The following is a 22,832-nucleotide window of genomic DNA, read 5'->3' as shown; positions in this document are numbered from 1 at the left end:
GTCACTCCCCGTCGTCGTAGGTGATGAGGTGGCAGAGGGCGGGCAGGTCGCCCGTACTGAGGTCGGCGAGGACGCCGGGCAGGTCCGCGAACCGCGACGCGCCGGTGATCAGCGCGTCGAAGGCCGGATCGTCGAGCAGGTCCAGGGCGAGCGCAAGCCGGTCGGAGTAGCTGCGCCGCCCCCGTCGCGCGGGCGCCACCATGCCGACCTGACTGCTGCGTACGGTGAGTCGTCCGGAGTGGAACGACCCGCCCAGCGACACCTGCACCTGGCGGTCGCCGTACCAGCTCAGCTCGATCACCGTGCCCTCGGGCGCGAGCAGGTCCAGTGACTGTTGCAGCCCGGCGGCGGTGGCGCTGGCGTGTACGACGAGGTCCCGGTCGCCTGTCGCGTCGGTGGGCCTGGCGAAGCCGACACCCAACGCCCCGGCGACCCCGGCGCGGCGCACGTCGGTGTCGACCAGCTCGACCTGCACGCCGGGGAACCGGGCGAGCAGCGCCGCCACGCAGCAGCCCACCATGCCGGCGCCGACGACGCTGACCCGGTCGCCGACCAGCGGCGCGGCGTCCCACAGCGCGTTCACTGCGGTCTCCACGGTGCCGGCGAGTACGGCCCGGGCGGGCGGCACGTCGTCCGGCACCGGCACCACGGCGCTTGCCGGCACGACGTACGCGCTCTGGTGCGGGTGCAGGCAGAAGACCGTGCGCCCGAGCAGCTCCGCCGGCCCCTGCTCGACCACGCCGACGCTGAGGTAGCCGTACTTCACCGGCCCGGGAAAGTCGCCCTCCTGGAAGGGCGCGCGCATCGCCGCGTACTGGTCGGGGGGCACCCGACCGGCGAAGACGAGCGTCTCGGTGCCCCTGCTGACGCCTGAGTAGCGCGCCCGTACCAGCACCTCGTCGGGGCCCGGCGTGGGCAGCGACACCTGCCGGATCTCGGCCACGCCGGGTTCGCGCACCCAGCAGGCGTACGCCTCGCGGATCACCGTCGCGCACCTCACCTTTTTGTCCCTGTCGAACCGAACGGACCTGGTTTCCGTGTTCCCTGTCGGGGTCGTCGATCATAAACACGGAGGTACGGTGCCCACAGTTCGAAGTGGTCCGGTGATCGGGCTGAGCGCTCAACTGGCCGTGCTGGCGGCGCTGGCCGCCACGGTGGGGCTGGGTGGTGCCGGCTGGCTGGTCGGGTCGGCCTACGCGGTGGTCACCTGCCTCGCGTTGAGTCGGGGGCTGGGCCGCGCCGGCGCGTCGCGACTCGGCCCCGCCGACCGGGTCACGCTGACCCGGGGCATCCTGGTGGGCGCGGTCACCGCCCTGGTGGCGGACTCGTTCGGTCGACCCACGCCGGTGCCGCTGCTGGTGGCGGTGAGCGCCGTGGCGCTGCTCCTGGACGCGGTCGACGGCCGGGTGGCCAGGCGCACGGGCACGGTGAGCGCGCTCGGCGCCCGCTTCGACATGGAGGTCGACGCGTTCCTCATCCTGGTGCTCAGCGGGTACGTCGCGTCCTCGCAGGGCGGGTGGGTGCTGGCCATCGGCGCGATGCGGTACGCGTTCGTCGCCGCGATGCCTGTGCTGCAGTGGTTGGACGGTCCGCTGCCGCCGCGTTTCTGGCGCAAGGTGGTGGCCGCCGCGCAGGGCGTCCTGCTGACCGTGGCGGCGGCCCGGGTGCTGCCGGAGCCGTGGACGACGCTGGTGCTGGTGGTGGCGTTGGCGCTGCTCGTCGAGTCGTTCGGCCGGGACGTGGCGTGGCGGTGGCGGCACCGTCCGGCGGCCCGGCGGCTTCGCCAGGCGTCGGTCTCCGTCGCGGCCCCCACGACCGTCGTCGCGCCGCTGGCCATTGCTCCGGTGGCGTTGCCGCTGCTGCCCTCGGGTGGGCACACGCCTGTCGTCGTGCCGCCGCTGCTGCCGGTGCGCGCGATGGCGGTCCGCTCGGGCGGTACGGTCCACTCCGACTGGAGGCCGTGATGACCCTTCCCGCCCGGCTGCGCCGGATGGCCGGCCGGCTGCGCTCCGCCGTGGTCGGCGACGCGTCCCCGCGTACCCCAGGGGTGTCGCAGGTGGGGCGCGGCCGTGCGCGGCGCGCGGTGGGCGCGGTGCTGGCGGTGGGGTTGGTGTACGCCGTGCTTGCCGGTCCGGACCGGCTCGGCGAGCTGACGCCCGGCGCGTTGCTGCGCATCCCCCTGGAGGGGTTGCTGGTCGCCGCGCTGCTGCTGGCGCTGCCGGCGCGACCCCGGCGGGTGGTGGTGGCCGTGGTCGGGCCGCTGCTGGGCCTGCTGGCCATCGTCAAGCTCGCCGACCTGGGCTTCCGCACGGCCCTGGACCGGCCGTTCGACCTGGTGCTGGACTGGCTGCTGCTGGACGACGCGTTCGGCTTCGTCAGGGACTCGGCCGGCCGGGCCGGCGCGGTGGGCGCTGCCGTCGGCGCGTTGTTGCTGATCGGCGTGCTGCTGCTGGTGACGACAGTGGCGCTGCGGCGGGTGGCGGCCCTGCTGGTCCAGCACGAGCGGGCCGCGACCCGGGTGGTGGCGGCGCTTACCGTCGGCTGGGTGGTCTGCGCCCTGGTGGGCGTGCGGATCGTTCCGGGCGTGCCGGTGGCCGACACCGGGGTCACCGCGCTTGTCGGCGCGCACGCCGAGCAGGTGGACGCGCGACTGCGGGACCGCGAACGGTTCACCGCCCAGATCGCCGCCGACCCGTTCCAGGACGTCCCCGGTGACCGCCTGCTCACCGGGCTGCGCGGCAAGGACGTCGTCCTGGCGTTCGTGGAGAGCTACGGCCGCGACGCGATCGAGGATCCGGAGCTGGCACCGCAGGTCAACCCGGTGCTCGACGGTGGGACCGAGCGGCTGCGCGCCGCCGGATACCAGGCCCGCAGCGGCTTTCTCACCTCGCCCACCTTCGGCGGCGGCAGTTGGCTGGCGCACGACACGCTGCTGTCGGGGTTGTGGACGGACAACGAGCAACGGCACCGCAGCCTGCTGGCCAGCGACCGGCTCACCCTCAACGGCGCGTTCCGCCGGGCCGGCTGGCAGACCGTCGGGGTGCTGCCGGCCGCCACCCAGCCCTGGCCGGAGCAGGGCTTCTTCTCGTACGACCGCTACTACGACGCCGAGGCGATGGGCTACCGCGGGCCGAAGTTCAGCTACGCGCCGATGCCCGACCAGTACACGTTGTCGTTCTTCCAGCGGACGGTACGCGCCCAGGCGGACCGACCGGTCATGGCGGAGATCCCGCTGATCTCCAGCCACTCGCCGTGGACGGCGGTGCCCCGGATGATCGGCTGGGACCAGGTGGGTGACGGCTCGGTGTACCGCGACCAGGCGGCCCAGGACGGCGGCGACGCCGACGACACCGGCCGGGCACGGGCCGGCTACCGCCAGGCCATCGCGTACTCCCTGGAGACGTTGATCTCCTACGTGCGGACCTACGGGGACGACGACCTGGTGCTCGTCTTCCTCGGTGACCACCAGCCCGCGCCTGTGGTCACCGGCGAGGGGGCCAGCCGGGACGTGCCGATCACCATCGTCGCGCGCGACCCGGCAGTGCTGGACCGGGTGTCGGGCTGGGGCTGGCAGCCCGGGTTGCGCCCGGGACCGGACGCCCCGGTGTGGCCGATGGACACCTTCCGGGACCGGTTCCTGACCACCTTCGGACCGTCGACGCCACCGATCGCCGCCCCTCGCTGACCCCGACAGGCGCCACTACCAGCGGTTGCGGGCCTCCTCGGCCCAGCCGACGAGCCCGTCGAGGCTCACAGTCGTCCCGTCGTCGGTCGTCGCCCAGCCGGAGAAGTGCCCGAAACACTGGTGCGTCTCGTTCGCCACCACACCCAGGTGGGTGCGGGCCACCTTCTCGTGGAACGGCTGGAACTCGACCTGGACCCGTTCCCCGCTGATCCGCCAGGGGCGCAGCCAGTCCGACCGGTCGTAGGTCCAGCGCAGCTCCTCACCGATCTTGTGCAGGCGGCCGTCGACGAACAGGCCGTTCTCGGTGACGCCGGTGCCGTCGGTCCACTTGCCGCCGAGCTGGATCGCCCGTCCCGGCGCCGCGCCGGCGGCCCAGTTCCATGTGATCGTGTACGGCCACCTGCCGCGACCGTGGTCCAGCACGGCGAACGCGTGAGGTCCACCGATCTCGTACGTCTGGCCGTGCAGCTCCAGCGTGCCGAGGACCGGACGGCCGAGGTCCTTCACCGTGTACTGGAATCGCGTGGGGCTCCACGGCACGACCACGCCGAGCGACTCGTGGCCGGCCGGCAGCGGCACGTCCACCTCCAGTCGTACGCCGGGGGCGCTCGCCGAGATGGCGGTGCCGTCCGGCCGTTGGGTGATCCGGATCGCCAGGTCACCGCCCCGCGCGCCCGCCTCGCCCACGCCGCACCGTGGCGGTAGCACCGCTGCGCGTGCCAGCGGCACCACCGCCTCGGCCTTGGTCTCGGTGCCGCTGTCCCGGTCGAGCACGTAGACGCTGTGCACACCTGCGTAGTCGAGCGACGAGGCGACCAGCCCGACGATGTGCCGTGGGGTCACGATGCCCCAGTACTCCCACCGCTTGGTCCGGCCCCAGCCGCGCAGGTTCGCGGTGTGCAGCGGGCGGCGGCTCCAGCCCACCGCTGCCGGGTTGAGCCGCCCGTCCGGTTGGCACAGGTCGACAGGTGAGACCAGCTCACGTTCGTGTGTCACGCCGTGCACGATAGCCGCCGCCGCTCTCGGCGAGCACTTGACGCAGATATTGACGCCCCCTACGGTCATACGACATCAGACATTGGATGTCCGGATAGCTGGCACCTGATCTGGCTGACCTCCCCTGCCACTCCACGATGGACATCCAGGCGAAACGGCACTGTCACGGACACCGGCGTCCCTGACCGCCGACATCCCCCTTGAAGGAACAGGACCCCATGAAGCTGTCTGCCCTCGGCCGCATCGCTCTGGCCACAGGCATCGCCGTGCTGGCCACCGCCACGCTCCCCGGCACCCCGGCGGTCGCCGCACCGGTGACGAGGAAGATCCTCCCCGTCCTGGTGGAGTTCAGCGACGCGTCCTTCCAGTTCCCGGAGAAGGTGAAGGCGTCCACGCCGGACACCTACTTCGGGGCGAAGAGCGACTCGGCCGCGTCGTTCCTGTCGGAGGTGTCGCGCGGGCAGTACACGCTCGTGCCCGCCGTCAAGGAGCAGTTCCTCGGCCCGATCAAGCTGAACCTGAGCGCCGCCGGCTGCCCGCAGAGCAAGATCAACCAGTTGACCAGGGAGGAGCTCACCAAGCGGGGTCTGGTCGCGGGCAAGGACTACGAGAGCCTCTCCATCGTCTTCCCGGCGCAGAAGACGAACTGCCCCTGGGCCGGCCTCGCCACCCTGCCCGGCCCCACCACCTGGATCAACCTGTACGGCACCGCCAGTGGCATCGACGTCGTCGGCCACGAACTGGGGCACAACCTGGGCTTCGGACACCAGGGTCGCCTCCTGTGCACCGGCGGCAACCTGGGCGCCTGCAAGTCGGAAGGCTCCAGCTACAAGAGCATCATGGGCGCCGGCTACCGGGCATCCGGCTTCTCCGCGCCCGAACTGATCCGCGCCGGATGGCTCTCCGGCGGGGCGTCTCTCAAGGTCACCAAGTCAGGCACCTACACGCTGCGCTCCCTGCACGGCAAGGGCAGCGGAACCCGCGCCCTGGACATCGCGCTGGGCGGCGACCGGCTCGTCATCGAGTACCGCCACGCGGCCGGCAACTTCGACGCGAAGATCGAGGGCGTACACGCCTACCGCGTTCCCAAGGGCTCCTACGGCGCCTCGTCGCTCATCGACACCACGGTGGAGAACAAGACAGCCTCGAACAACGCAGCGGCCAACGCGGACGCCATCACGAAACTGACGGACAAGGCGAGCAAGGTGGCCGTCGCCGTCGTCTCCTCCGGCGGCGGCCAGGCCAAGGTCAAGGTCGCGCTCAACGGCGATTCGCTCTCCGCCATCGACGCGGCCCCCTCGAAGTCCGCGACCCCCACCCCCAGCGCCGCCACCCCCACGCCCAGCGCGAGCGCCAGCGCCGACACCGAAGCCGTGACCGACGAATCCACGCCGGTCTCCGCTGTCGACTCCGGGGACCTCGCCGCCGTCGACGGACGCTCGACCACCCTGCCGCTCGCCGCCGGGGGCGGTGCCGCCCTCCTGGCGGCCGGCGTGGGATTCCTCCTGCTGAAGCGTCGCCGCAGGCGCACCTGACCGACCTGTCGGGCCCCGGACGCACCGCCCCCACGGCGGGGCGACCGGGGCCCGGTCATCGTCGTTCGCCACCCCTGTCCGGCGAACCCTCAGTCCGGCGGGTGTCGTGCGCCTAAGGTAGGTCCCGGCGACACCGTGGCGCAGAGCCGAGCGAGCAATCGCGCCACGGACGGCGCCGTACCAGCCTCTCCCGTGCTAGCCGGAAGGCGTGCGATGTCCGGGGTCAGTTGGCCTTGCCGCGTACGGGCGGGCGGCGCCACGCTCGTTCGACAGGTGCCGGCAGGCTCACCTGCACGCGCCTGTCACACGCGGCCGGCCGACGACGCCGACTCCCGCTGAGATGGACTGGGCGGGATGGGCGCTGTTCGGGATCGTCGCCACCGCGGCGCTGACCGCGACGATGATCAGCGCTCAGATGGCCGGGCTCACCCGTCTCGATCTTCCCCTGGTGCTCGGGACCATCATCACCGAGGATCCCGACCGGGCTCGGGTCGTCGGGTTCTTCATCCACCTCACCGCCGGTCAGGGCTTCGCTCTCGGGTACGCCGCCGTGTTCGCCTTGTTGCGTCGCGCCGACTGGTGGATCGGTGGGCTGCTCGGCGCGCTGCACGTGGCGATAGCGCTGACCGTGCTCCTGCCCCTGCTGCCAGGTGTCCATCCGCGCATGGCGTCGCACCGGGCCGGGCCCGCCAGCACGGCCACACTGGAGCCGCCCGGCCTGTTCGCGCTCAACTACGGCGTGCAGACTCCGGCTGTCACGGTTGTCGTCCACGTCATCTACGGGGTGGTCCTCGGGCTGCTTCTCCAGGCTCGTTGACCCGCGGCGGCCGAGGTTCGCGATGACCACCGTCCCGGAGACCCCGCAGCGGCCTCCGACGCCGATCGCCGACTACGGACTGCTGAGTGACACCCGTACCGCTGCCCTCGTCGCCAGTGACGGCGGGATCGACTGGCTCTGCGTACCCCGTTTCGACGGCGACCCCCTGTTCGGCCGGCTGGTCGGGGGCCCGGAGGCGGGGACCTTCCGGGTCGGCCCCGCCGCGCCCACCCCGGTCGTCGAACGGCGCTACCGGCGGCACAGCGCCACGCTGGAGACGACGTGGGCGGTGGGCGGCACCCGCCTCACCCTCACCGAGGGCATGGTGGCCGAACTCGCCGGACGGCTGCTGCCCACGACTGTGCTCGTGCGACGCCTGACGGCCGAGGGAGGCCCGGTCGACGCCGTCGTGGATTTCGATCCCCGGCTCGGCGACCGGCATCGCCGACCCCGGGTCCAGCACCGGGGCCGGGATCTCGTGTGTGAGTGGGGGTCCCTCGCGGTGTCCCTGGGCTGCGCGCCCGACATCACCATCGAGCCGGGTACGCCCACCGGACTCACCGTCACGCCGGGCAACCCGGTCACCCTGGTGCTGGCCATCGCCCATCGGGAACCGCTGGTCCACGTCGAGCCGGCCGCGGCCTGGGAGCTTCTCGTCGCCGACGAGGACAGGTGGCGACGCTGGGCGGCGGGCATCGACGCCTCACTGCCGTTCCGGGAGAGCGTCGTGCGCAGCCTGCTGACCCTGCGGCTGTTGACCTACTCGCCGTCGCAGGCACCTGTGGCCGCGCCGACGACCTCATTGCCGGAGGATCCCGGCGGGGCGCGCAACTGGGACTACCGCTACGTCTGGCCGCGGGACGCCAGCATCGGTGTCAACGCGTTCCTCGGCGTCGGCAAACTCGACGAGGCCAACGGTTTCCTCGCCTGGTTGCTGCATGCCAGCCGGCTACAGCGACCACGCCTGCCGGCGCTGTTCACACTTGACGGCCGCCACGTGCCGCGGGAGCGGGAGCTGCCCGGCTGGCGCGGTTACCTCGACAGCGTGCCGGTGCGCGTCGGCAACGGCGCCGCCGAGCAGCACCAACTCGACGGCTACGGCTGGGTGGTCGATGCCGCGTGGGTGCTCGTGCAGGCGGGACACCGACTGAACTCGGAGACGTGGCGGGCGGTACGCGGCTTCGCCGATCTGGTCGCCCGACGGTGGCCGGAGCCCGATGCCGGCATCTGGGAGGTGCGCGAACCCGTTCAGCATGTGCACTCCAAGCTCATGGGCTGGCTTGCCGTCGACCGTGCCCTGCGCATCGCCGACACCCACCGGCTCTCCGAGCGGCGGCGCCGCCGGTGGCAGCGGGCCCGCGATGCCATCGTCGCCGATGTCCGGCTCCGGGCGTTCGACCCGTCGCAGGCGAGCTACGTGCGCAGCTACGGCTCGCCAGAGCTGGACGCGGCTCTGCTCGTCCTGCCGTTGCTGGGCGTCGACGACATCGGGTCGGATCGGGTACGCGGCACTGTCGACGCCATTCGCGACCGGCTCTCCGCCGGTGGCCCGCTGCTCTACCGCTATCCGCCGGGGCGCGACGGCCTCCCCGGCTCCGAGGGCGCGTTCCTGCCCTGCTCGTTCTGGCTCGTGCAGGCCCTCGCGCACACCGGACGACGCGCCGAGGCTGTCGAGTTGTTCCGGGAACTGCTCGGACGCGCCAACCCGCTCGGCCTCTACGGCGAAGAGGTGAACCCGGAGACCGGGGCGTTCCTCGGCAACTACCCCCAGACGCTTACCCACGCCGCGCTGATCCAGGCCGCGCTCGCGATCCGGGACGCCCCGGCCGCCGAGAAGGGGGCCGGGGAATGACCACGCCCCGAGGCACGGCGGGCGGATCCGGTGCCGCGACCGGGCTGAACGCGCGGCACCGTACGCCCGCCTGTGCGTCAGTCGAACTCCTCGACGTACTCCTCGGTGGGGCCCAACTCGGGCCGGTCGCGCAGCTCCAGGACGGAGCCGAGTCGGTCGGTCTCCAGGACGACCACCGTGTTCTCGCCGCTGCGCAGCAGTGGCGCCGGGCAGTACAGGGTGACCTGCGGACCGATGTCCCAGTAGCGGCCGAGCAGGAACCCGTTGACCCAGACCAGGCCGTGCGCGGAGCCGGGCAGGGCCAGGAAGGTGTCGGCGGGCTCGTCGAGGCGCACCGTCGCGACGGCGAAACCGGCGCCGGTGCTGGCCGGTCCGGCGCCTGTCGCACGGCGCAGGTCGTCAGGTGTCCACTCGGTCAGGGCGATCGGCGAGCTGGTCCAACCGTGCACTATCCGGCGATCGACGAGCACCGGACCGAGCAGGCCCTTGTGCTGTCCGACAAGGGGGCCGTAGTTGATGCGGCCCAGGTTCTCCACCAGGATCTCCAGGCGCACCGTCGCCCCGGTGCCGTGGATCGGTAGCTCCGGATGCGCACCGTCTGCCACTCCGATCGGTACACCGTCGGCGAGGACGACGGCCCGGTCGCGGACGTCGGTCAGGACGATCGTGTGCGCGCCCGGCGGGATCTTCGGGTGGGCGGTGAGCAGCACCATCCCGGCGTCCAGGCCGAGCTGTTCGAAGGTGGCCGGCCGCGGCCCTGTCGACTCCGGTGCCGGTACGGCGCGCAGGCCGGCGATCAGGTCGGCGTGGTGGGTCAACGGCACCCGCGCCGGCGCGAGGACAGGCATCCGCTCGGGCACCCGCAGTGGCCCGGTGGCGCCAAGCGCCCGGCGCATGGCGTGGAACTTCGCGGTGAGTGTCCCGTCCTCGGCGATCGGCGCGTCGGAGTCGTAGCTGGTGATTGTGGGTTGCAGCAGGCCTCCTTCGGCGTTCGCGCCGGCCCACAGCCCGAAGTTGGTGCCGCCGTGCGCCATGTAGAGGCTGACGCTTCCGCTCTCTGCGATGATGGCGTCGAGAGTGCGGACGGCGCTGTCCACGGCGCGGACGTGGTGCCGCTCGCCCCAGTGGTCGAACCAGCCGTTCCAGTACTCGGCGACCACGAACGGTTCGTCGGGCCGGCGCTGGGTGAACAGGGCACGGGCGGCCTCGGGCTTCGAGCCGAGGGTGGCGGCGGCGAGCGTTCCGGGCACCGTACCCGCGTCGTGCATCAGCTCGGTGGGGCCGTCGGCGGTGAACAGCAGCTCGGTGATGCCGCGGTCGAGCAGGGCGGCGCGGTTCCAGCGCAGGTACGCCTCGTCGTCGCCGTAGCTGCCGTACTCGTTCTCGACCTGCACCGCCACGACCGGTCCGCCGGCGTGGGTCTGCTGGCGCGCGATGCGGGGGATGAGGTGGTCGAACCACCGCTCGACCGGCTCGGTGAACGCCGGGTCGGAGGTGCGCAGGGCCACGTCGCGGGCGGTGAGCCAGGCCGGCAGTCCACCATTCGACCATTCCGCGCAGATGTACGGACCGGGCCGCAGGACGACGTCGAGGCCCTCCTCGCCGGCGAGCGCGACGAACGCCTCCAGATCCCGCCACCCGTCGAAGCGGGGTGCGCGGTCCGCGTGCGGCTGGTGGAAGTTCCAGGGCACGTACGTGTCGAGGGTGTTCAGACCCAGGTCGGCCAGCCGCCGGATCCGGTCGCGCCACAACTCGGGGTGGACCCGGAAGTAGTGCAGGGCGCCGGACAGGATGCGGTGCGGAACCCCGTGTCGGTAGAGCTGGCGGTCGTGCCAGCCGAGCGCGGGAGAGGGTCTCGTCGGCGGCGCTGTCGCGCTGCCCCGCCGGGTCGTCTCGATCATGGCGGCAGCTTATGTTACCCGTGCCATTCCTAACAATGCCGATAGGATGCGCCAGTACAGGTTTCCAGGAGGGCGGCACGGATGACCGAGGCGACAATGCGTGGCAAGCAGCCGAGCATGGCTGACGTGGCACGCGCCGCCGGCGTGTCGGCGCAGACGGTGTCCCGCACCCTGCGCGACTCGCCGAACGTCAATGCCGAGACCCGCCGGCGCGTGCTGACCGCCGTCGAGCAGCTCCGGTACCGGTACAACGGCGCCCCCCGACTGCTGTCGTCCGGCCGCAGCTTCACGCTCGGCCTGGTCCTGCTCCAGTCCGGCGGCTACTACTCGCGCTCGGCGGTGACCGCCGGGGTGGAGGCGGCGGCCGGGCAGGCGGGGTACTCGGTGAGCATCGCGACGATCGCCGAGCTGGACACCGCCATGATGGAGAAGTCCCTGCTCAAGCTGTCCGACCAGGGCGTCGACGGCATCATCATCGCGGTCCCGCTGATCTCCGTGACCCAGCGGATGGAGGACATCACCAGGGACATCCCCACGGTCACGGTGGACGGCTCACGCACGACAGGCGCCCGGGTGCTGGGCATCGACCAGCACGAGGCCGGGCGCATGGCCACCCAGCACCTGCTCGACTCCGGGCACCGCCAGGTGTGGCACGTGGCCGGGCCGGACGAGTGGATCGAGGCCCGTCAGCGCCGGCAGGGCTGGCAGGAGTGCCTGACCGCCGCCGGGATCGACGCGCCGCCGCCGCTGGAGGGCGACTGGTCGCCCGAGTCCGGTTACCGTCAGGGGCAGATCCTCGCGATGATTCCCGAGGTCACGGCCATCTTCGTGGCCAGCGACGAGATGGCGTTCGGGCTGATCAGGGCGCTGCGGGAGCGTGGGCGGTCGGTGCCCGCGGACGTGTCGATCGTGAGCGTGGACGACATCGAGCTGGCGGCGTACTGCCACCCGCCGCTCACCACCGTCCGCCAGGACTTCTACAGCTCCGGGGCCGCCGCCGTCGCGCTCCTGCTGGGCACCGAGGACGCCGGGGAATCGGTGGCGCAGCCGAGCCTCATCGTCCGGGAGTCGACCGCCGCGCCGCGGTCCCGCTGACCCCCCGACCCCTCGGCGCTGTCGGCGCTGTCGGCACATCGTTCTTGACGGCTCATGTTACGGGTGCCACAGTAACAACGCATTGGCCCCGCCCGCGATCTTGTGGGCCTATGCCATGCCCCCGTCCAGCCGCTCAATCCCGCACCGCCGTGCGTACCGCCCATGGAGGACCCCCCATGTTGAGAAGACCAATCGTCCTAGCGGTCGCCGCGGCGACAGCGCTGAGCCTGCTCGCCGGCTGTTCCGGAGGCGGCGACGACGCCGACGGCAAGAAGACGCTGAAGATCGCGGCCTTCGAGGGTGGTTACGGCCGAGACATGTACGTCCAGGTCGTCGACGCCTACAAGGCGAAGCACCCCGACGTGGATGTGCAGCTGCAGCTCTCGAAGACCCTCGAGGACGAGATCAGCCCCAACATGAAGGCCGGCAAGTTCCCCGACGTCGTGGTGCTGCCCCAGGGCCGCAAGGCCGCGCTCGCCGAGACGCTGGTCAAGGACAGGGCGCTGGAGGACCTCACAGGCGTCCTGGACATGACCGTCCCGGGCGAACAGTCCACAGTGCGGTCCAAGCTCGCCGACGGGATCGTCGGCAACCTGAGCACCAACCCGTACAACGACGACAAGACCTACCTGATGCCGATGTACTACGCGCCGACCGGCCTGGTCTACAACAAGGGCCTCTTCGCGCAGAAGGGTTGGCAGGTCCCGACCAGCTGGGACGACATGTTCAAGCTCGGCGACACCGCCAAGGCCGAGGGCATCGCGCTGTTCACGTACCCGACCGCGGGCTACCTGGACTCGTTCTTCTTCGCGCTGCTCGCGGACGTCGGCGGTGAGCAGTTCTACAAGGACGCCATGACGTACTCCGAGGGTGTCTGGAAGACCGCCCAGGCGCGCCAGGTCCTGGACATCACCGCCAAGCTGCTGAGCTACGCGGCGAAGACCACAGTCGGGTACGCGAACGAGCAGGACTTCACCAAGAACCAGCAGTCTCTGCTCGACAACAAGACCCTCTTCATGCCGAACGGCACGTGGGTCGTCGGCGAGATGAAGGACGCGCCGCGCGCCACGGGCTTCGAGTGGGCGATGGCCCCGCTGCCGGCGGTCTCCGCCGGTGGCAAGCGCTACCTGACCACAATCGTCGAGTCGGTCTGGGTGCCGAGCGACGCGAAGAACAAGGACGCCGCGAAGGACTTCGTCGCCTACCTCTACTCCGACGAGGCCGCCGGCATCTTCGCCAAGGCCAACGCGATCCAGCCGATCAAGGGCATCGCCGCGACGCTGCCCGCCGAGATCGCCCCGTTCTACCAGCTCTACGAGGACCCGAGCATCACCGCCCTGGTCGGTGGCTTCGCCAGCACCGCGCCGGTCGAGGGCGTGAACATCAAGGGCACGCTCTTCGACACCGCGAACAGCATCATCAGCGGCGACAAGACCGTCGACCAGTGGCAGACCGCGCTGAACGACGCCAGCGAGAAGTTGCGGCAGGCGGGCAAGTGACGCCCGGCGGCAGCCCGGGAACCGGGCTGCCGCCGTTCCCTCCCCCTGCGAGAGCCAAGGACTGGTCACGGTGACGACGACCCTCACTCCACCAACCCCGGGCGCCAGCAAGCGGGCGTCCGGTCGATCCCCGGCGTCGACGCGCGGTACCGCCGCGCGCGGCCGGCGCGGCGACGGCCGGTTCGTCGCCGTCTGTCTGCTACCGGCGCTGGCGCTGTTCGCCCTGTTCATGATCTGGCCGACGGTGAACGTGTTCCGGATGTCGCTCTACACCTGGAGCGGCTTCTCCACGCAGATGCGGTTCGTCGGCCTGGACAACTTCAGCAAGCTGCTCGACGACGAGCAGTTCCTGCGCGCGTTCCAGAACACCGTCGCGCTGCTCGTGGTCGTGACAGTGGTGACGATGGGGATGGGCCTGTTCCTCGCGGCCGTCATGACCCGGCAGAAGCTGCGCGGCCACACCCTCTACCGGTTCGTGCTCTACGTCCCGAACGTGCTCTCGGTAGTGGTCATCGTGGCCATCTTCTCAGCCGTCTACGACCAGGAGAACGGCCTGCTCAACGGCACACTCCGGCTGCTGTCGCTGGACGGCCTGCAACGGGTGTGGCTGGGGGACCAGAAGCTGGTGCTCTACTCGGTCGCGATCGCGATGCTGTGGCAGTCGTTGGGCTACTACATGGTCATCTACATGTCGAGCATGGCGAGCATCCCGGAGGAGCTGTACGAGGCCTCGGCCCTCGACGGCGCGTCGGCCATTCGGCAGTTCTTCGCCGTCACACTGCCGCTGATCTGGCAGAACCTGCGCACGACGCTGACGTTCTTCATCCTCAGCGCGGTCAATCTCAGTTTCGTGCTGGTCCGGGCGATGACAGGTGGCGGTCCGGACGGCGCCTCCGAGGTGCTGCTCAGCTACATGTACAAGCAGGCCTACACGAACTCGGCCTACGGCTACGGCATGGCCATCGGCGTGGTGATCTTCGCTTTCTCGTTCCTCGTGTCGCTCCTGGTGAGCCGCGCGACCCGGCGTGAGCCCCTCCAGTTCTAGAGGACACTCCCATGACCACGATCAACAAATCCGGTCCGCGGCCCGGCCGGGGCCTCACCCACCTGCTCGTCGGCGGGATCACAGTGCTCATCGTGATCCCCGTCGCCTGGGTGCTGGTGGCCTCGCTGAAGCGCAAGAGCGAGTTCTTCGGCAGCCCCTGGACCCTGCCCGACGGCCTGCACCTGCAGAACTACGTCGACGCGTTCGGCGGCGCGAACATGGGCCGCTACTTCGCCACGTCGGTGCTTGTCACAGTCCTCGGCCTGGTCTTCGTGCTGGCCGTCTCGGTGCCGGCGGCGTACGTCGTCGCCAGGTACGAGTTCCGTGGCAAGAGCATCGTCGAGCTGGCGTTGCTTGCCGGGCTCTTCGTCAACGTGAACTACATCGTGGTGCCGATCTTCCTGATGCTCGTCGACTGGGACCGCGCGCTTGTCGACGTGTTCCCGGACGGGTTCTTCCTCGACAACCCGGCGATGCTCTCGCTTGTCTACGCGGCGACCTCGATCCCGTTCACGATCTACCTGTTGAGCGCGTACTTCAGGTCGATCCCGGGGGACTTCGAGGAGGCGGCGCTGCTGGACGGGGCGTCCCGCTTCCGGATCATGACGCGGGTGATGCTGCCGATGGCCCGCCCGGCGGTCACCACGGTGATCCTGTTCAACTTCCTGGCGTACTGGAACGACTTCATCATCGCGCTGACGCTGCTGCCCGGTGAGGGCAAGACGTTGCAGGTCGGCCTGCTCAACCTGATGGCCGCGCAGAAGGCGGCCGCGGACCCCGGGCGGCTCTACGCCGGCATGGTCATCGTCATCGTGCCGGTGCTGCTCCTGTACGCGCTGATCCAGCGCCGCCTGATCCAGGGCATGGCCGCCGGCGGCGTCAAGGGCTGAGGCCCGAGAAAGGGATGTCATGAAGGAACCGACGCGTGTCGTAGTGCTCGTCGTCGCCCGGATTCTGGTCGCGCTCGCCTGCGTCGTCACGGTGGTGGTCGTCCGGCCCACGGTCGGCTGGGGAAGCCTCGCGATCATGCTCGTGGCGCTCGCCGTCCTGATCGGTCTTCTCGCGGACTACAACCGAAAGTTCCGGTGAACCGGGCCGGCGCCGGCCGACGAGCCCGCGGTCCCCCGGGTCCGTCGCTGGCGACACCTCCCGGTCGTACGCGCAGGACAGCTACACGCACGTGAACCGCTCCCCCGACCACCCCCACGGTTAGGACTCTCGATGCGCTTGTTCAGGTCCTCGTTTGTGGCTCTGACCACGCTAGCCACCGCCATACTGGTCGCCGCGCCCCCCGCCGCGGCAGCCGCGACGAACTACTACGTCGACTGCTCCGCGAGCACGTCGGGCAGCGGCACCCAGGCCAGCCCCTGGAACAGCTTCACGCCGGTGAACGCCAGGACGTTCGCCGCCGGAGATCAGATCCTGATCCGGCGGGGTACGACGTGCGCCAACCAGCAGCTCTTCCCCAAGGGCTCGGGCGCTTCCGGCGCACCGATCGTCATCGACGCCTACGGCAGCGGCGCCAAGCCGGCGCTGGCCGGCAACGGCGCGGTCGTCGACGTCGTGAAGCTCTACAACCAGCAGTACTGGGAGATCCGCAACCTGGACATCTCCAACAAGGGGTCGGCGATTGCCACCCGCCGCGGCGTGCACATCATCCGCGAGAACTCCGGCACCGGCACCTACTACCGGGTCACCGGCCTGAGCGTGCACGACGTCAACGGCAACCAGACCAAGAAGGATGACGACGCCAGCGCCGGCATCTTCTTCGAGGTTCTGGGCTACACCACGCAGACGAAGTTCGACGACGTGCTGATCAACAACAACACGATCGCCACCGTCGACCGCTACGGCATCCACTTCTGGACCCGCTGGATGGTCCGGCCCGAGCTGGCCAACCCCAACTGCGGCTCGACCTGCGGCAACTGGCTGCCGCAGACCCGCGTCGTCGTACGCGGCAACACGGTCACCGACATCGGCGGCGACGCCATCGACGTGCACCACACGCAGAGCGCCCTTGCCGAGAACAACCGGGTCGACGGCTTCCGGGTCCGCGAGCCCGCGCAGTGCGCCGCAGGCATCTGGGGCTGGAACATCAACGACGCCCTGTTCCAGTTCAACGAGGTCAGCGGCGGCCGGAGCACCTGCGACGGGCAGGGCTTCGACCTGGACGAGGGCAACATCCGCACCATCTACCAGTACAACTACAGCCACGACAACGAGGGCGGCTTCATCCTGCTGTGCAACGGCGGGGGTTCCACCACCAAAGACAACATCGTGCGCTACAACATCAGCCAGAACGACCGCGGCCAGATCTTCGACCTCGTGTGCGGCAAGCTCACCAACACGAAGATCTACAACAACGTCTTCTACGTCGGCCAGGCAGCCCAGATCATCAACAACAGCAACGGCTCGACCGGCGCCAACGCGGAGTTCTACAACAACATCTTCTACGTGAGCACGACCCAGGCCACCTACAACGCCGGCGGGTTGTTGTTCGACTCCAACGTGTTCTACGGCCAGCACCCGGCCGGTGAGCCCACCGACCCGAACAAGATCACGGCCGATCCGCTGTTCGTCGCGCCGGGCACCGCCACCTCGATCAGTGACGCCGGCGGCTACCGGCTCCGCACCGGCTCCCCGGCACTGGCCAGTGGCCAGGTCATGACCAACCCGGGCAGCCGGGACTACTTCGGCGGCGCCGTCACCCAGGGGTGCCGTCCCGACCGGGGCGCACACCAGCTGAGCACCGTCTGCGTGCCCAGCGCCGGCGTCATTCCGCGTACCGCATGGTCCCTGAAGTACGTGGACAGCCAGGAGACGGCCGCCGAGAACGGGGCCGCGACCAACGCCTTCGACGGCAACCTCAGCACCATCTGGCACACGAAGTACACAGGCGGCAACGCCCCGATGCCCCACGAGATCCAGATCAATCTCGGTGCCAGCTACTCCGTCTCCGGAATTCGCTACCTGCCCCGGCAGGACGGCGGCTCCGGCGCGGCCAACGGACGCATCGGCCAGTACGAGGTCTACGTCAGCACCGACGGCGTCAACTGGGGAACGGCGGTGGCCACCGGCACCTTCGCCAACAACGCCAGCCAGAAGGAGGTCCGGTTCACCGCGAAGGCCGGGCAGTACCTGCGGCTGCGCGCCCTGAGCGAGGTCAACGGCAACCCGTGGACCACCGCCGCGGAGATCTACGCCCTCAACTGACCGGGCACAACGGGGAGCCTCCGGCATCGCGCCGGAGGCTCCCCGCGTACCCGTGGAAGGAGATCACGAGTACATCAGGTGCAGGGTCATCCCGGCTTCGGCGTGCGCAAGGTTGTGGCAGTGGTTGGCCCACACTCCGGGGTTGTCCGCCCGGAACGCCACCTGCCACACGTCGCCGGGCCGTACGTCGAAGGAGTCCCACCACAACGGACTGCCGGTCGCCGGCCTGCCGTTGCGGGACAGCACGAGGACGTGATGGCCGTGCAGGTGCCACGGGTGCACGGTCTGGGACCGGTTGACGATAGTGAACGTCACGGCCTCACCGAGGCGTACGACCTGGGGCGGGATGTCCGGGTCGGCCGCGCCGTTGACGGTGTGGGCGTAGCGCGGAAGCAACCCGTGCAGGTCCAGGCCGCGGTCGAGGACGAGGGTGAACCGTCTGTCGAACCGGGACCACGGCTGCGCGGAAGCGCCGCCGTAGGTGAGCGGGTCCAGCACCGGCCAGGCGGCGGTCGTCGCCGACACCGGCCCGGTCGAGTGGACGGCCCGTCCGTCGACGAACAACGCCACGGGCGTGGCGGGCGCGGTGAACACCAGGTCGTAGCGACCCCCGGCCGGGATCAGCACGGCGGTGTCCACGAGCGGGGTCGGGCCCCGCAGGTCGGATCCGTCGATCGCGGCGACCCGGAACGGGGTCCCGGCCAGGGCGTACTTGTGGGTCCTGCTGTCGGTGTTGACCAGTCGCAGCCGCACGGGCACGCCCGCCTCGACCGGCTCGGTTCTCGGCTCGGGTAGCGCCACACCGGCAAGGGTGTGCACCGGCACCGTGACGTCGACGCCTGTCACAGGCGCCTGGCGTACCACCAGGACACCGTAGAGGCCCATCCGCACGCCGACGTCGGAGGCCGAGTGCGTGTGGTACCAGTACGTGCCGACCTGATCGGCACGGAACCGGTAGACGAACTCCTGCCCGGGCCGGACCGCCGGCTGGGTCACGCCGGGCACCCCGTCCTGGCTGTTCGGCACGTCGTACCCGTGCCAGTGCAGCGTGACGCCCCGGGCGATGTCCCGGTTGCGCAGGGTCACCTCGATGACGTCGCCGACGGTGGCCGTCAGCTCCGGACCGGGGACCTGCGCGTTGAACGCCCACGCCGCGACGTCCCGGCCGTCGGCCCGCACGGTGGCTGTCCCGGCCGTCAGGGTGAACCGCCTGGTCGGTTCGCCGACGGTCCGCGCATCCCCATATCCGTGATCGTGGGGTACGCCTGGCGCGGCGGCCGGGGCGACCACCAGACCGGTTCCGGTGACCAGCGCCGCGACCGCCATCCCGAGGCCCACCCGGGACACCGTCCGGGACGGGCGCGCGCCCAGGGCGAGCCGGGAGAGCGCCGTTGCCGCCAGCACACCGGCGAGGGCCAGCAGTCCCACCCCCGCCGACGCGGGAAAGCCGTGCAGGAGCGTCACGAGCAGGGCGCTGCTCTGGGCGTACCCGGCGAACAGGAGCGGAACCGCGACGGACCTGATGTCGCCGGCGGTGGCCCGCGGCAGCCGCGGCCCGGCGACGGCGACCGCCGCGAGCGTCAGGGGGCCGGCGATGAGCACCTTCTCCGCCGCGAACCACCAACCGGCGCGGGCGAGCGCGGTGATCGTGACCGCCCGGGCGAGTGTGGCGAGCAGCGCGAAGACCGCCAGCCCCAGCGCGAGCGGGCGGCGCCGCGCGGCGGACGCCGCGCCACCGCCCAGGAATCCGGCGGCCGCCAGAACCACGATCACGAGATCTGCCGCGAGCAGCGAACCGGTGGTCATGCCGGCTCTCCCTCGCGCAGGGGCACCGGGGTGGCCTCCACCCGCTCCGGTCGGTCCAGCTGTCGCGCCGCCCTCAGCACGCCGACCACGACGTGCACCGCGACGATTCCGTTGACCGCGTGCAGCCCGCCGATCGTCAGGCCGAGCGGCGTGCTGGCGCCGGCGGCGTCGGTGGACGCGTTCGCGAGCATGGCGATGAGCGCCTGCACGACGACGAGCCCGATCGGCAGGACCGCCAGTCCGATGATCCGGCCCGGTGCCCTCGCCAACGCGGCGAACAGGGCGGTGAACACCGTGAGGACGGGGATCACCGCCATGCCGTTGACGCTGTGCAGGGCGTACGCGCCGTCGCCACCGGGTTTCGTGAACCCGCCGACGGCGGCGAACACGAACTGCAGGGCGAACGAGACGAGCAACAGGATGCTGACGATGACGAATGCCTTGCGCATGCTGACCTCCTAGAGGTGCGCCGAGGTCAGGGTCCGGGCGACATGGTCGGTGGCGGTGATCGCCCCGTACGCGACGAGCCGCACGAGGTCGGCGTCCTGCGGATGGGAGAGCCGCCAGAGCGCGACGTCGCCCACACTGATCGCGCTGGGCGCGAACGCCGCGAGCAACGCGATGCGGGTCCCCACGCGGTCCGTGCCGGGTACGTCCCGGACCAGGTCGACCGCCCAGTCCGACGGCCGGGCCGGGTACCGCCCGTCCTCCCAGCGCACGGTGGCCGCGACGGTCTGGCGCGCCACGTCGCCCAGCAGGTCCCCGCACCCGGTGGCGGCGTTCCGCAGCGCCGCGTACGCGACGCCGACCGGGCTCTCCCCCGCCCAGGCCGCTGGCGCCGTCGTGCCGGTGTCGAGCAGCGGGAGGCTGCGGCCGGGCTCCTTCGACCCCCGGGCCGTGCGGGCGTAGAGCCGGCCCCCCACCGACCGCACCAGCGGGGAGCGTTGCAGCCCGCCGGGCAGCAGATCGGCGTCGAGCAGCGCCGAGACGACCCGGTTGATGAAGTGGAAGGCGAGCAGGGTGCCGGTGACCTCGGGGGCGTACCTGCTGGTCCAGCCGGTGGCTGTCGGGCTGCGGCTGGCCTCGGCCCAGGCCACCAGCTCGGCGTGCCTCGGCTCGGGTGGCGTCCCACCCCGGGCGACGGTCTCGGCCAGTTCGTGCTCGCCCAGCGCGTGCAGCAGCATCACGTGGGCGTCCACGCAGAACGGGCAGCGGTTGGCCCGGGACACCGCCGACGCGACGAGCTCGCGGTCGACCCGGGACACGGCCCCGGCGAGCAGGGCCTCGCGCATCAGCGCCCAGGTGGCCGCCAGCACCTCCGGTACGGCCGCGAGTGCCTGGAACGTCGGCGCCGGCCCGAGGAAGTCGTCAGACAACTGCCGGTAGACATCAGCGGTCAGACCTGTCGCGGCCTTCGCCGGAGCGGGGGTGAAGAAGCGGTATGTCATGGGCTCGATGCTCGCCGCGACGGGCCGGGAAAACGTCGTGCCGCCGCAGACACCTGCGAGGTCGCCGGTACCGCGCCCGCGGTACGTCCTCCTACCACGGGCGGTGGATGCTCCCCGGCGACTGCCCGTTCTACAGTTCGACACATGCGCCGCGACCTGCCGTACGCCCTCAGCGGCCTCGCCCTCGGCGGCCTCCTGCTCGGCAACGCCGCGCTCGCGCCGGACGCGGCGACGATCCGGGCGCTCGACGTCGTCCTGGTCCTGGCCATGGCGGCGGCCCTGGCGGTGTGCCGGCGGCACCCGGTGCTGGCGCTGGGCGTGGTGACCGCGGCCATGCTGGCCCTGCACGTCCGGGTCCACCCGGGAGTGTCCGCCGCGTTCCCCGTCCTCGGCGCGGTCTACATCGCCGCCTGGCGGGGGCACCGGTCGGCCGCCGCGGTCGCCAGCGTCGTCTTCCTCGGCGGTTTCCTGGCCCGCGACATCTCGGTCGCGCCCGCCGACCGGCCCGGTCAGCTGATCGTCGAGCGGACCGCTCTCCTGCTGGGCTGGTTCGTGGCGGCGAACGTCGCAGGGCTCGTCGCGCGGCAGCGCCGGGCGTACCTGGAGCAGGTCGAGCAGCGGGCCGTCGAGGCCGAGCGCACCCGCGAGGAGATGGCGTTGCGTCGCGCCGGCGAGGAGCGCCTGCGCATCGCCCGGGACCTGCACGACTCGCTGACCCACAGCATCTCCGTAATCAAGGTGCAGGCCGGGATCGCCGTGCACCTGGCCCGCAAGCACGGCGAGGAACCGTCGGCCACGCTGCTGGCGATCCAGGAGGCCAGCAGCGCCGCCATGCGGGAGCTGCGTACCACTCTCGACGTCCTGCGCTCCCCCACCGACGGGGACGGCGTGGGACTGGGCCGGGTGGACGAACTCGCCGAGCGGACCCGGGCGGCCGGCGTACCGGTGCGGGTGACAGTCACCGGTCAGCCACGCGAGCTGCCCGCCGAGGTCGACCAGGCCGCGTACCGCGTCGTCCAGGAGGCCCTGACGAACGTCGCCCGCCACGCCGGCCCCGCCACCGCGCAGATCCACGTCGAGTACGCACCGGCGGAGCTGACCGTCTCGGTCACCGACGACGGCCGGGCGTCGCCGGACCGGACCCCCACGCCGGGCGTCGGCCTGCGGGGGATGCGGGAACGGGTGACCGGGCTGGGTGGCACCCTGCGGGCCGCCGTCCGCGACGACAGAGGATTCGCGGTACGGGCGACGTTCCCGGTGGACGGGCCCGCGTGATCCGGGTCCTGCTCGCCGACGACCAGGCGCTGATGCGGGCCGGATTCCGGGCGCTCCTGGACGCCGAGGAAGACCTGGAGGTCGTCGGCGAAGCCACCGACGGCACCTCGGCGGTTCACCTGTCACGACGCCTGCGCCCGGACGTCGTGCTCATGGACGTGCAGATGCCGGGGCTCGACGGCATCGACGCCACCCGGCGCATCGCCGCCGATCCCGACCTCGCCGCGGTCCGCGTCCTCATCCTCACCAACTACGGGCTCGACTCCTACGTGTTCGCCGCGCTGCGCGCGGGCGCCAGCGGGTTCCTGCTCAAGGACGCCGATCCCGCCGACCTGCTGCGGGCCGTCGCCGTCGTGGCCCGCGGCGACGCGCTGCTCGCCCCGGCCGTCACCCGGACGCTCATCAGCGAGTTCGTGACCGGCCCGCCGCCTGCCGAGCCGGCGGCCGGACGCGAGGTGCTGACCGCCCGCGAACAGGAGATCGTCGAACTCGTCGCCCGAGGGCTGACCAATGACGAGATCGCCAAGCGGATGGTGATCAGCCCGTTGACCGCCAAGACACACGTCAACCGGGCGATGGCGAAGCTGCACTGCCGCGACCGCGCCCAGCTGGTCGTGTGGGCGTACGAGTCGGGACTTGTCACACCACGACGCCGGTGACGCCCT

17 protein-coding genes and 1 pseudogene are annotated in these 22,832 nt (G+C 71.2%); 12 read left to right on the top strand and 6 right to left on the bottom strand.

The genetic code is table 11. The features are described from left to right. Position 1 precedes the first annotated feature (1 nt). Complete coding sequence (locus tag ACFY1S_RS16545) at positions 2-985, bottom strand: dehydrogenase (protein ID WP_387118265.1); 984 nt, start codon at positions 983-985, stop codon at positions 2-4. 94 nt (positions 986-1,079) lie between these two features. Between ACFY1S_RS16545 and ACFY1S_RS16540 the strand changes: the two are divergent. Then, positions 1,080-3,685: pseudogene (locus tag ACFY1S_RS16540) on the top strand (CDP-alcohol phosphatidyltransferase family protein). A 15-nt stretch (positions 3,686-3,700) separates the two neighbouring features. On the opposite strand, the gene ACFY1S_RS16535 reads toward ACFY1S_RS16540, so the two are convergent. Further along, positions 3,701-4,681 (bottom strand): DUF2804 domain-containing protein, encoded by a 981-nt coding sequence (locus ACFY1S_RS16535; RefSeq protein ID WP_387118262.1) that lies wholly within the window; start codon positions 4,679-4,681, stop codon positions 3,701-3,703. 218 nt (positions 4,682-4,899) lie between these two features. On the opposite strand from ACFY1S_RS16535, the gene ACFY1S_RS16530 reads away from it, so the two are divergent. The 3 genes from ACFY1S_RS16530 to ACFY1S_RS16520 all read left to right on the top strand — a co-directional run bounded on the left by ACFY1S_RS16530 (position 4,900) and on the right by ACFY1S_RS16520 (position 8,885). Beyond that, on the top strand, positions 4,900-6,216 hold the full coding sequence (locus tag ACFY1S_RS16530) for a hypothetical protein (RefSeq protein WP_387118259.1): 1,317 nt from the start codon (positions 4,900-4,902) through the stop codon (positions 6,214-6,216). A 340-nt stretch (positions 6,217-6,556) separates the two neighbouring features. Continuing rightward, on the top strand, positions 6,557-7,033 hold the full coding sequence (locus tag ACFY1S_RS16525; RefSeq protein WP_387118256.1) for a hypothetical protein: 477 nt from the start codon (positions 6,557-6,559) through the stop codon (positions 7,031-7,033). Positions 7,034-7,055: 22 nt separating this feature from the next. Beyond that, positions 7,056-8,885, top strand: a complete 1,830-nt coding sequence (locus ACFY1S_RS16520; RefSeq protein WP_387118253.1) for a glycoside hydrolase family 15 protein — start codon at positions 7,056-7,058, stop codon at positions 8,883-8,885. A gap of 77 nt (positions 8,886-8,962) precedes the next feature. Here ACFY1S_RS16520 and ACFY1S_RS16515 read toward each other — a convergent pair whose 3' ends face one another. Beyond that, positions 8,963-10,786 carry a glycoside hydrolase family 35 protein gene (locus ACFY1S_RS16515; RefSeq protein ID WP_387118250.1) on the bottom strand — a complete coding sequence of 608 codons (1,824 nt, stop codon included), beginning with the start codon at positions 10,784-10,786 and terminating at the stop codon, positions 8,963-8,965. A gap of 117 nt (positions 10,787-10,903) precedes the next feature. Here ACFY1S_RS16515 and ACFY1S_RS16510 point away from each other — a divergent pair, with 117 nt between their 5' ends. From ACFY1S_RS16510 to ACFY1S_RS16485, 6 genes are all read left to right on the top strand, one after another. After that, complete coding sequence (locus tag ACFY1S_RS16510) at positions 10,904-11,881, top strand: LacI family DNA-binding transcriptional regulator (protein WP_387118247.1); 978 nt, start codon at positions 10,904-10,906, stop codon at positions 11,879-11,881. A 176-nt stretch (positions 11,882-12,057) separates the two neighbouring features. Next, the gene (locus tag ACFY1S_RS16505) at positions 12,058-13,380 is read left to right on the top strand and encodes a carbohydrate ABC transporter substrate-binding protein (RefSeq protein WP_387118243.1); all 1,323 of its coding nucleotides are present in this window, start codon (positions 12,058-12,060) and stop codon (positions 13,378-13,380) included. Between the two features lie 70 nt (positions 13,381-13,450). Then, positions 13,451-14,425, top strand: a complete 975-nt coding sequence (locus ACFY1S_RS16500) for a carbohydrate ABC transporter permease (protein ID WP_387118240.1) — start codon at positions 13,451-13,453, stop codon at positions 14,423-14,425. An 11-nt stretch (positions 14,426-14,436) separates the two neighbouring features. Continuing rightward, positions 14,437-15,315, top strand: a complete 879-nt coding sequence (locus tag ACFY1S_RS16495) for a carbohydrate ABC transporter permease (protein ID WP_387118237.1) — start codon at positions 14,437-14,439, stop codon at positions 15,313-15,315. Positions 15,316-15,334: 19 nt separating this feature from the next. Further along, a complete protein-coding gene (locus tag ACFY1S_RS16490; protein WP_364364121.1) occupies positions 15,335-15,514 on the top strand; it encodes a DUF6903 family protein in 180 nt (59 codons plus the stop codon). A gap of 156 nt (positions 15,515-15,670) precedes the next feature. Then, complete coding sequence (locus tag ACFY1S_RS16485) at positions 15,671-17,638, top strand: discoidin domain-containing protein (protein ID WP_387118233.1); 1,968 nt, start codon at positions 15,671-15,673, stop codon at positions 17,636-17,638. Positions 17,639-17,701: 63 nt separating this feature from the next. On the opposite strand, the gene ACFY1S_RS16480 is transcribed toward ACFY1S_RS16485, so the two are convergent. Genes ACFY1S_RS16480 through ACFY1S_RS16470 form a run of 3 tightly spaced genes read right to left on the bottom strand, consistent with a single transcriptional unit; the run spans position 17,702 to position 20,892 of the window. Next, a complete protein-coding gene (locus tag ACFY1S_RS16480) occupies positions 17,702-19,444 on the bottom strand; it encodes a multicopper oxidase family protein (protein ID WP_387118230.1) in 1,743 nt (580 codons plus the stop codon). Next, on the bottom strand, positions 19,441-19,893 hold the full coding sequence (locus ACFY1S_RS16475; RefSeq protein WP_387118227.1) for a DUF6220 domain-containing protein: 453 nt from the start codon (positions 19,891-19,893) through the stop codon (positions 19,441-19,443). Before ACFY1S_RS16475 ends, ACFY1S_RS16480 begins: the two co-directional genes overlap by 4 nt. A 9-nt stretch (positions 19,894-19,902) precedes the next feature. Continuing rightward, positions 19,903-20,892, bottom strand: coding sequence for a carboxymuconolactone decarboxylase family protein (locus ACFY1S_RS16470; protein ID WP_387118224.1), 990 nt, complete (start codon positions 20,890-20,892; stop codon positions 19,903-19,905). Positions 20,893-21,036: 144 nt separating this feature from the next. On the opposite strand from ACFY1S_RS16470, the gene ACFY1S_RS16465 reads away from it, so the two are divergent. Both ACFY1S_RS16465 and ACFY1S_RS16460 read left to right on the top strand, forming a co-directional pair. Further along, positions 21,037-22,167: a sensor histidine kinase gene (locus ACFY1S_RS16465; protein WP_387118221.1), complete on the top strand. Its 1,131-nt coding sequence runs from the start codon at positions 21,037-21,039 to the stop codon at positions 22,165-22,167. Further along, entirely contained in the window at positions 22,164-22,826 is a 663-nt protein-coding gene (locus tag ACFY1S_RS16460; protein ID WP_387118218.1) for a response regulator, read from the top strand. Before ACFY1S_RS16465 ends, ACFY1S_RS16460 begins: the two co-directional genes overlap by 4 nt. The last annotated feature ends 6 nt before the right edge of the window (positions 22,827-22,832 follow it).

The organism is Micromonospora sp. NPDC000663 (assembly GCF_042898105.1).
Lineage (GTDB): Bacteria > Actinomycetota > Actinomycetes > Mycobacteriales > Micromonosporaceae > Micromonospora.
The sequence above is the reverse complement of the archived record's forward strand: the minus strand, read 5'-3'. Positions and strand labels throughout refer to the sequence as shown.

Coding starts and splice junctions, on each gene's coding strand:
- ACFY1S_RS16530 (WP_387118259.1), top strand. CDS start 4,900: ATGAAGCTGTCTGCCCTCGGCCGCATCGCTCTGGCCACAGGCATCGCC.
- ACFY1S_RS16525 (WP_387118256.1), top strand. CDS start 6,557: ATGGACTGGGCGGGATGGGCGCTGTTCGGGATCGTCGCCACCGCGGCG.
- ACFY1S_RS16520 (WP_387118253.1), top strand. CDS start 7,056: ATGACCACCGTCCCGGAGACCCCGCAGCGGCCTCCGACGCCGATCGCC.
- ACFY1S_RS16515 (WP_387118250.1), bottom strand. CDS start 10,786: ATGATCGAGACGACCCGGCGGGGCAGCGCGACAGCGCCGCCGACGAGA.
- ACFY1S_RS16510 (WP_387118247.1), top strand. CDS start 10,904: ATGGCTGACGTGGCACGCGCCGCCGGCGTGTCGGCGCAGACGGTGTCC.
- ACFY1S_RS16505 (WP_387118243.1), top strand. CDS start 12,058: ATGTTGAGAAGACCAATCGTCCTAGCGGTCGCCGCGGCGACAGCGCTG.
- ACFY1S_RS16495 (WP_387118237.1), top strand. CDS start 14,437: ATGACCACGATCAACAAATCCGGTCCGCGGCCCGGCCGGGGCCTCACC.
- ACFY1S_RS16490 (WP_364364121.1), top strand. CDS start 15,335: ATGAAGGAACCGACGCGTGTCGTAGTGCTCGTCGTCGCCCGGATTCTG.
- ACFY1S_RS16480 (WP_387118230.1), bottom strand. CDS start 19,444: ATGACCACCGGTTCGCTGCTCGCGGCAGATCTCGTGATCGTGGTTCTG.
- ACFY1S_RS16475 (WP_387118227.1), bottom strand. CDS start 19,893: ATGCGCAAGGCATTCGTCATCGTCAGCATCCTGTTGCTCGTCTCGTTC.
- ACFY1S_RS16470 (WP_387118224.1), bottom strand. CDS start 20,892: ATGACATACCGCTTCTTCACCCCCGCTCCGGCGAAGGCCGCGACAGGT.
- ACFY1S_RS16465 (WP_387118221.1), top strand. CDS start 21,037: ATGCGCCGCGACCTGCCGTACGCCCTCAGCGGCCTCGCCCTCGGCGGC.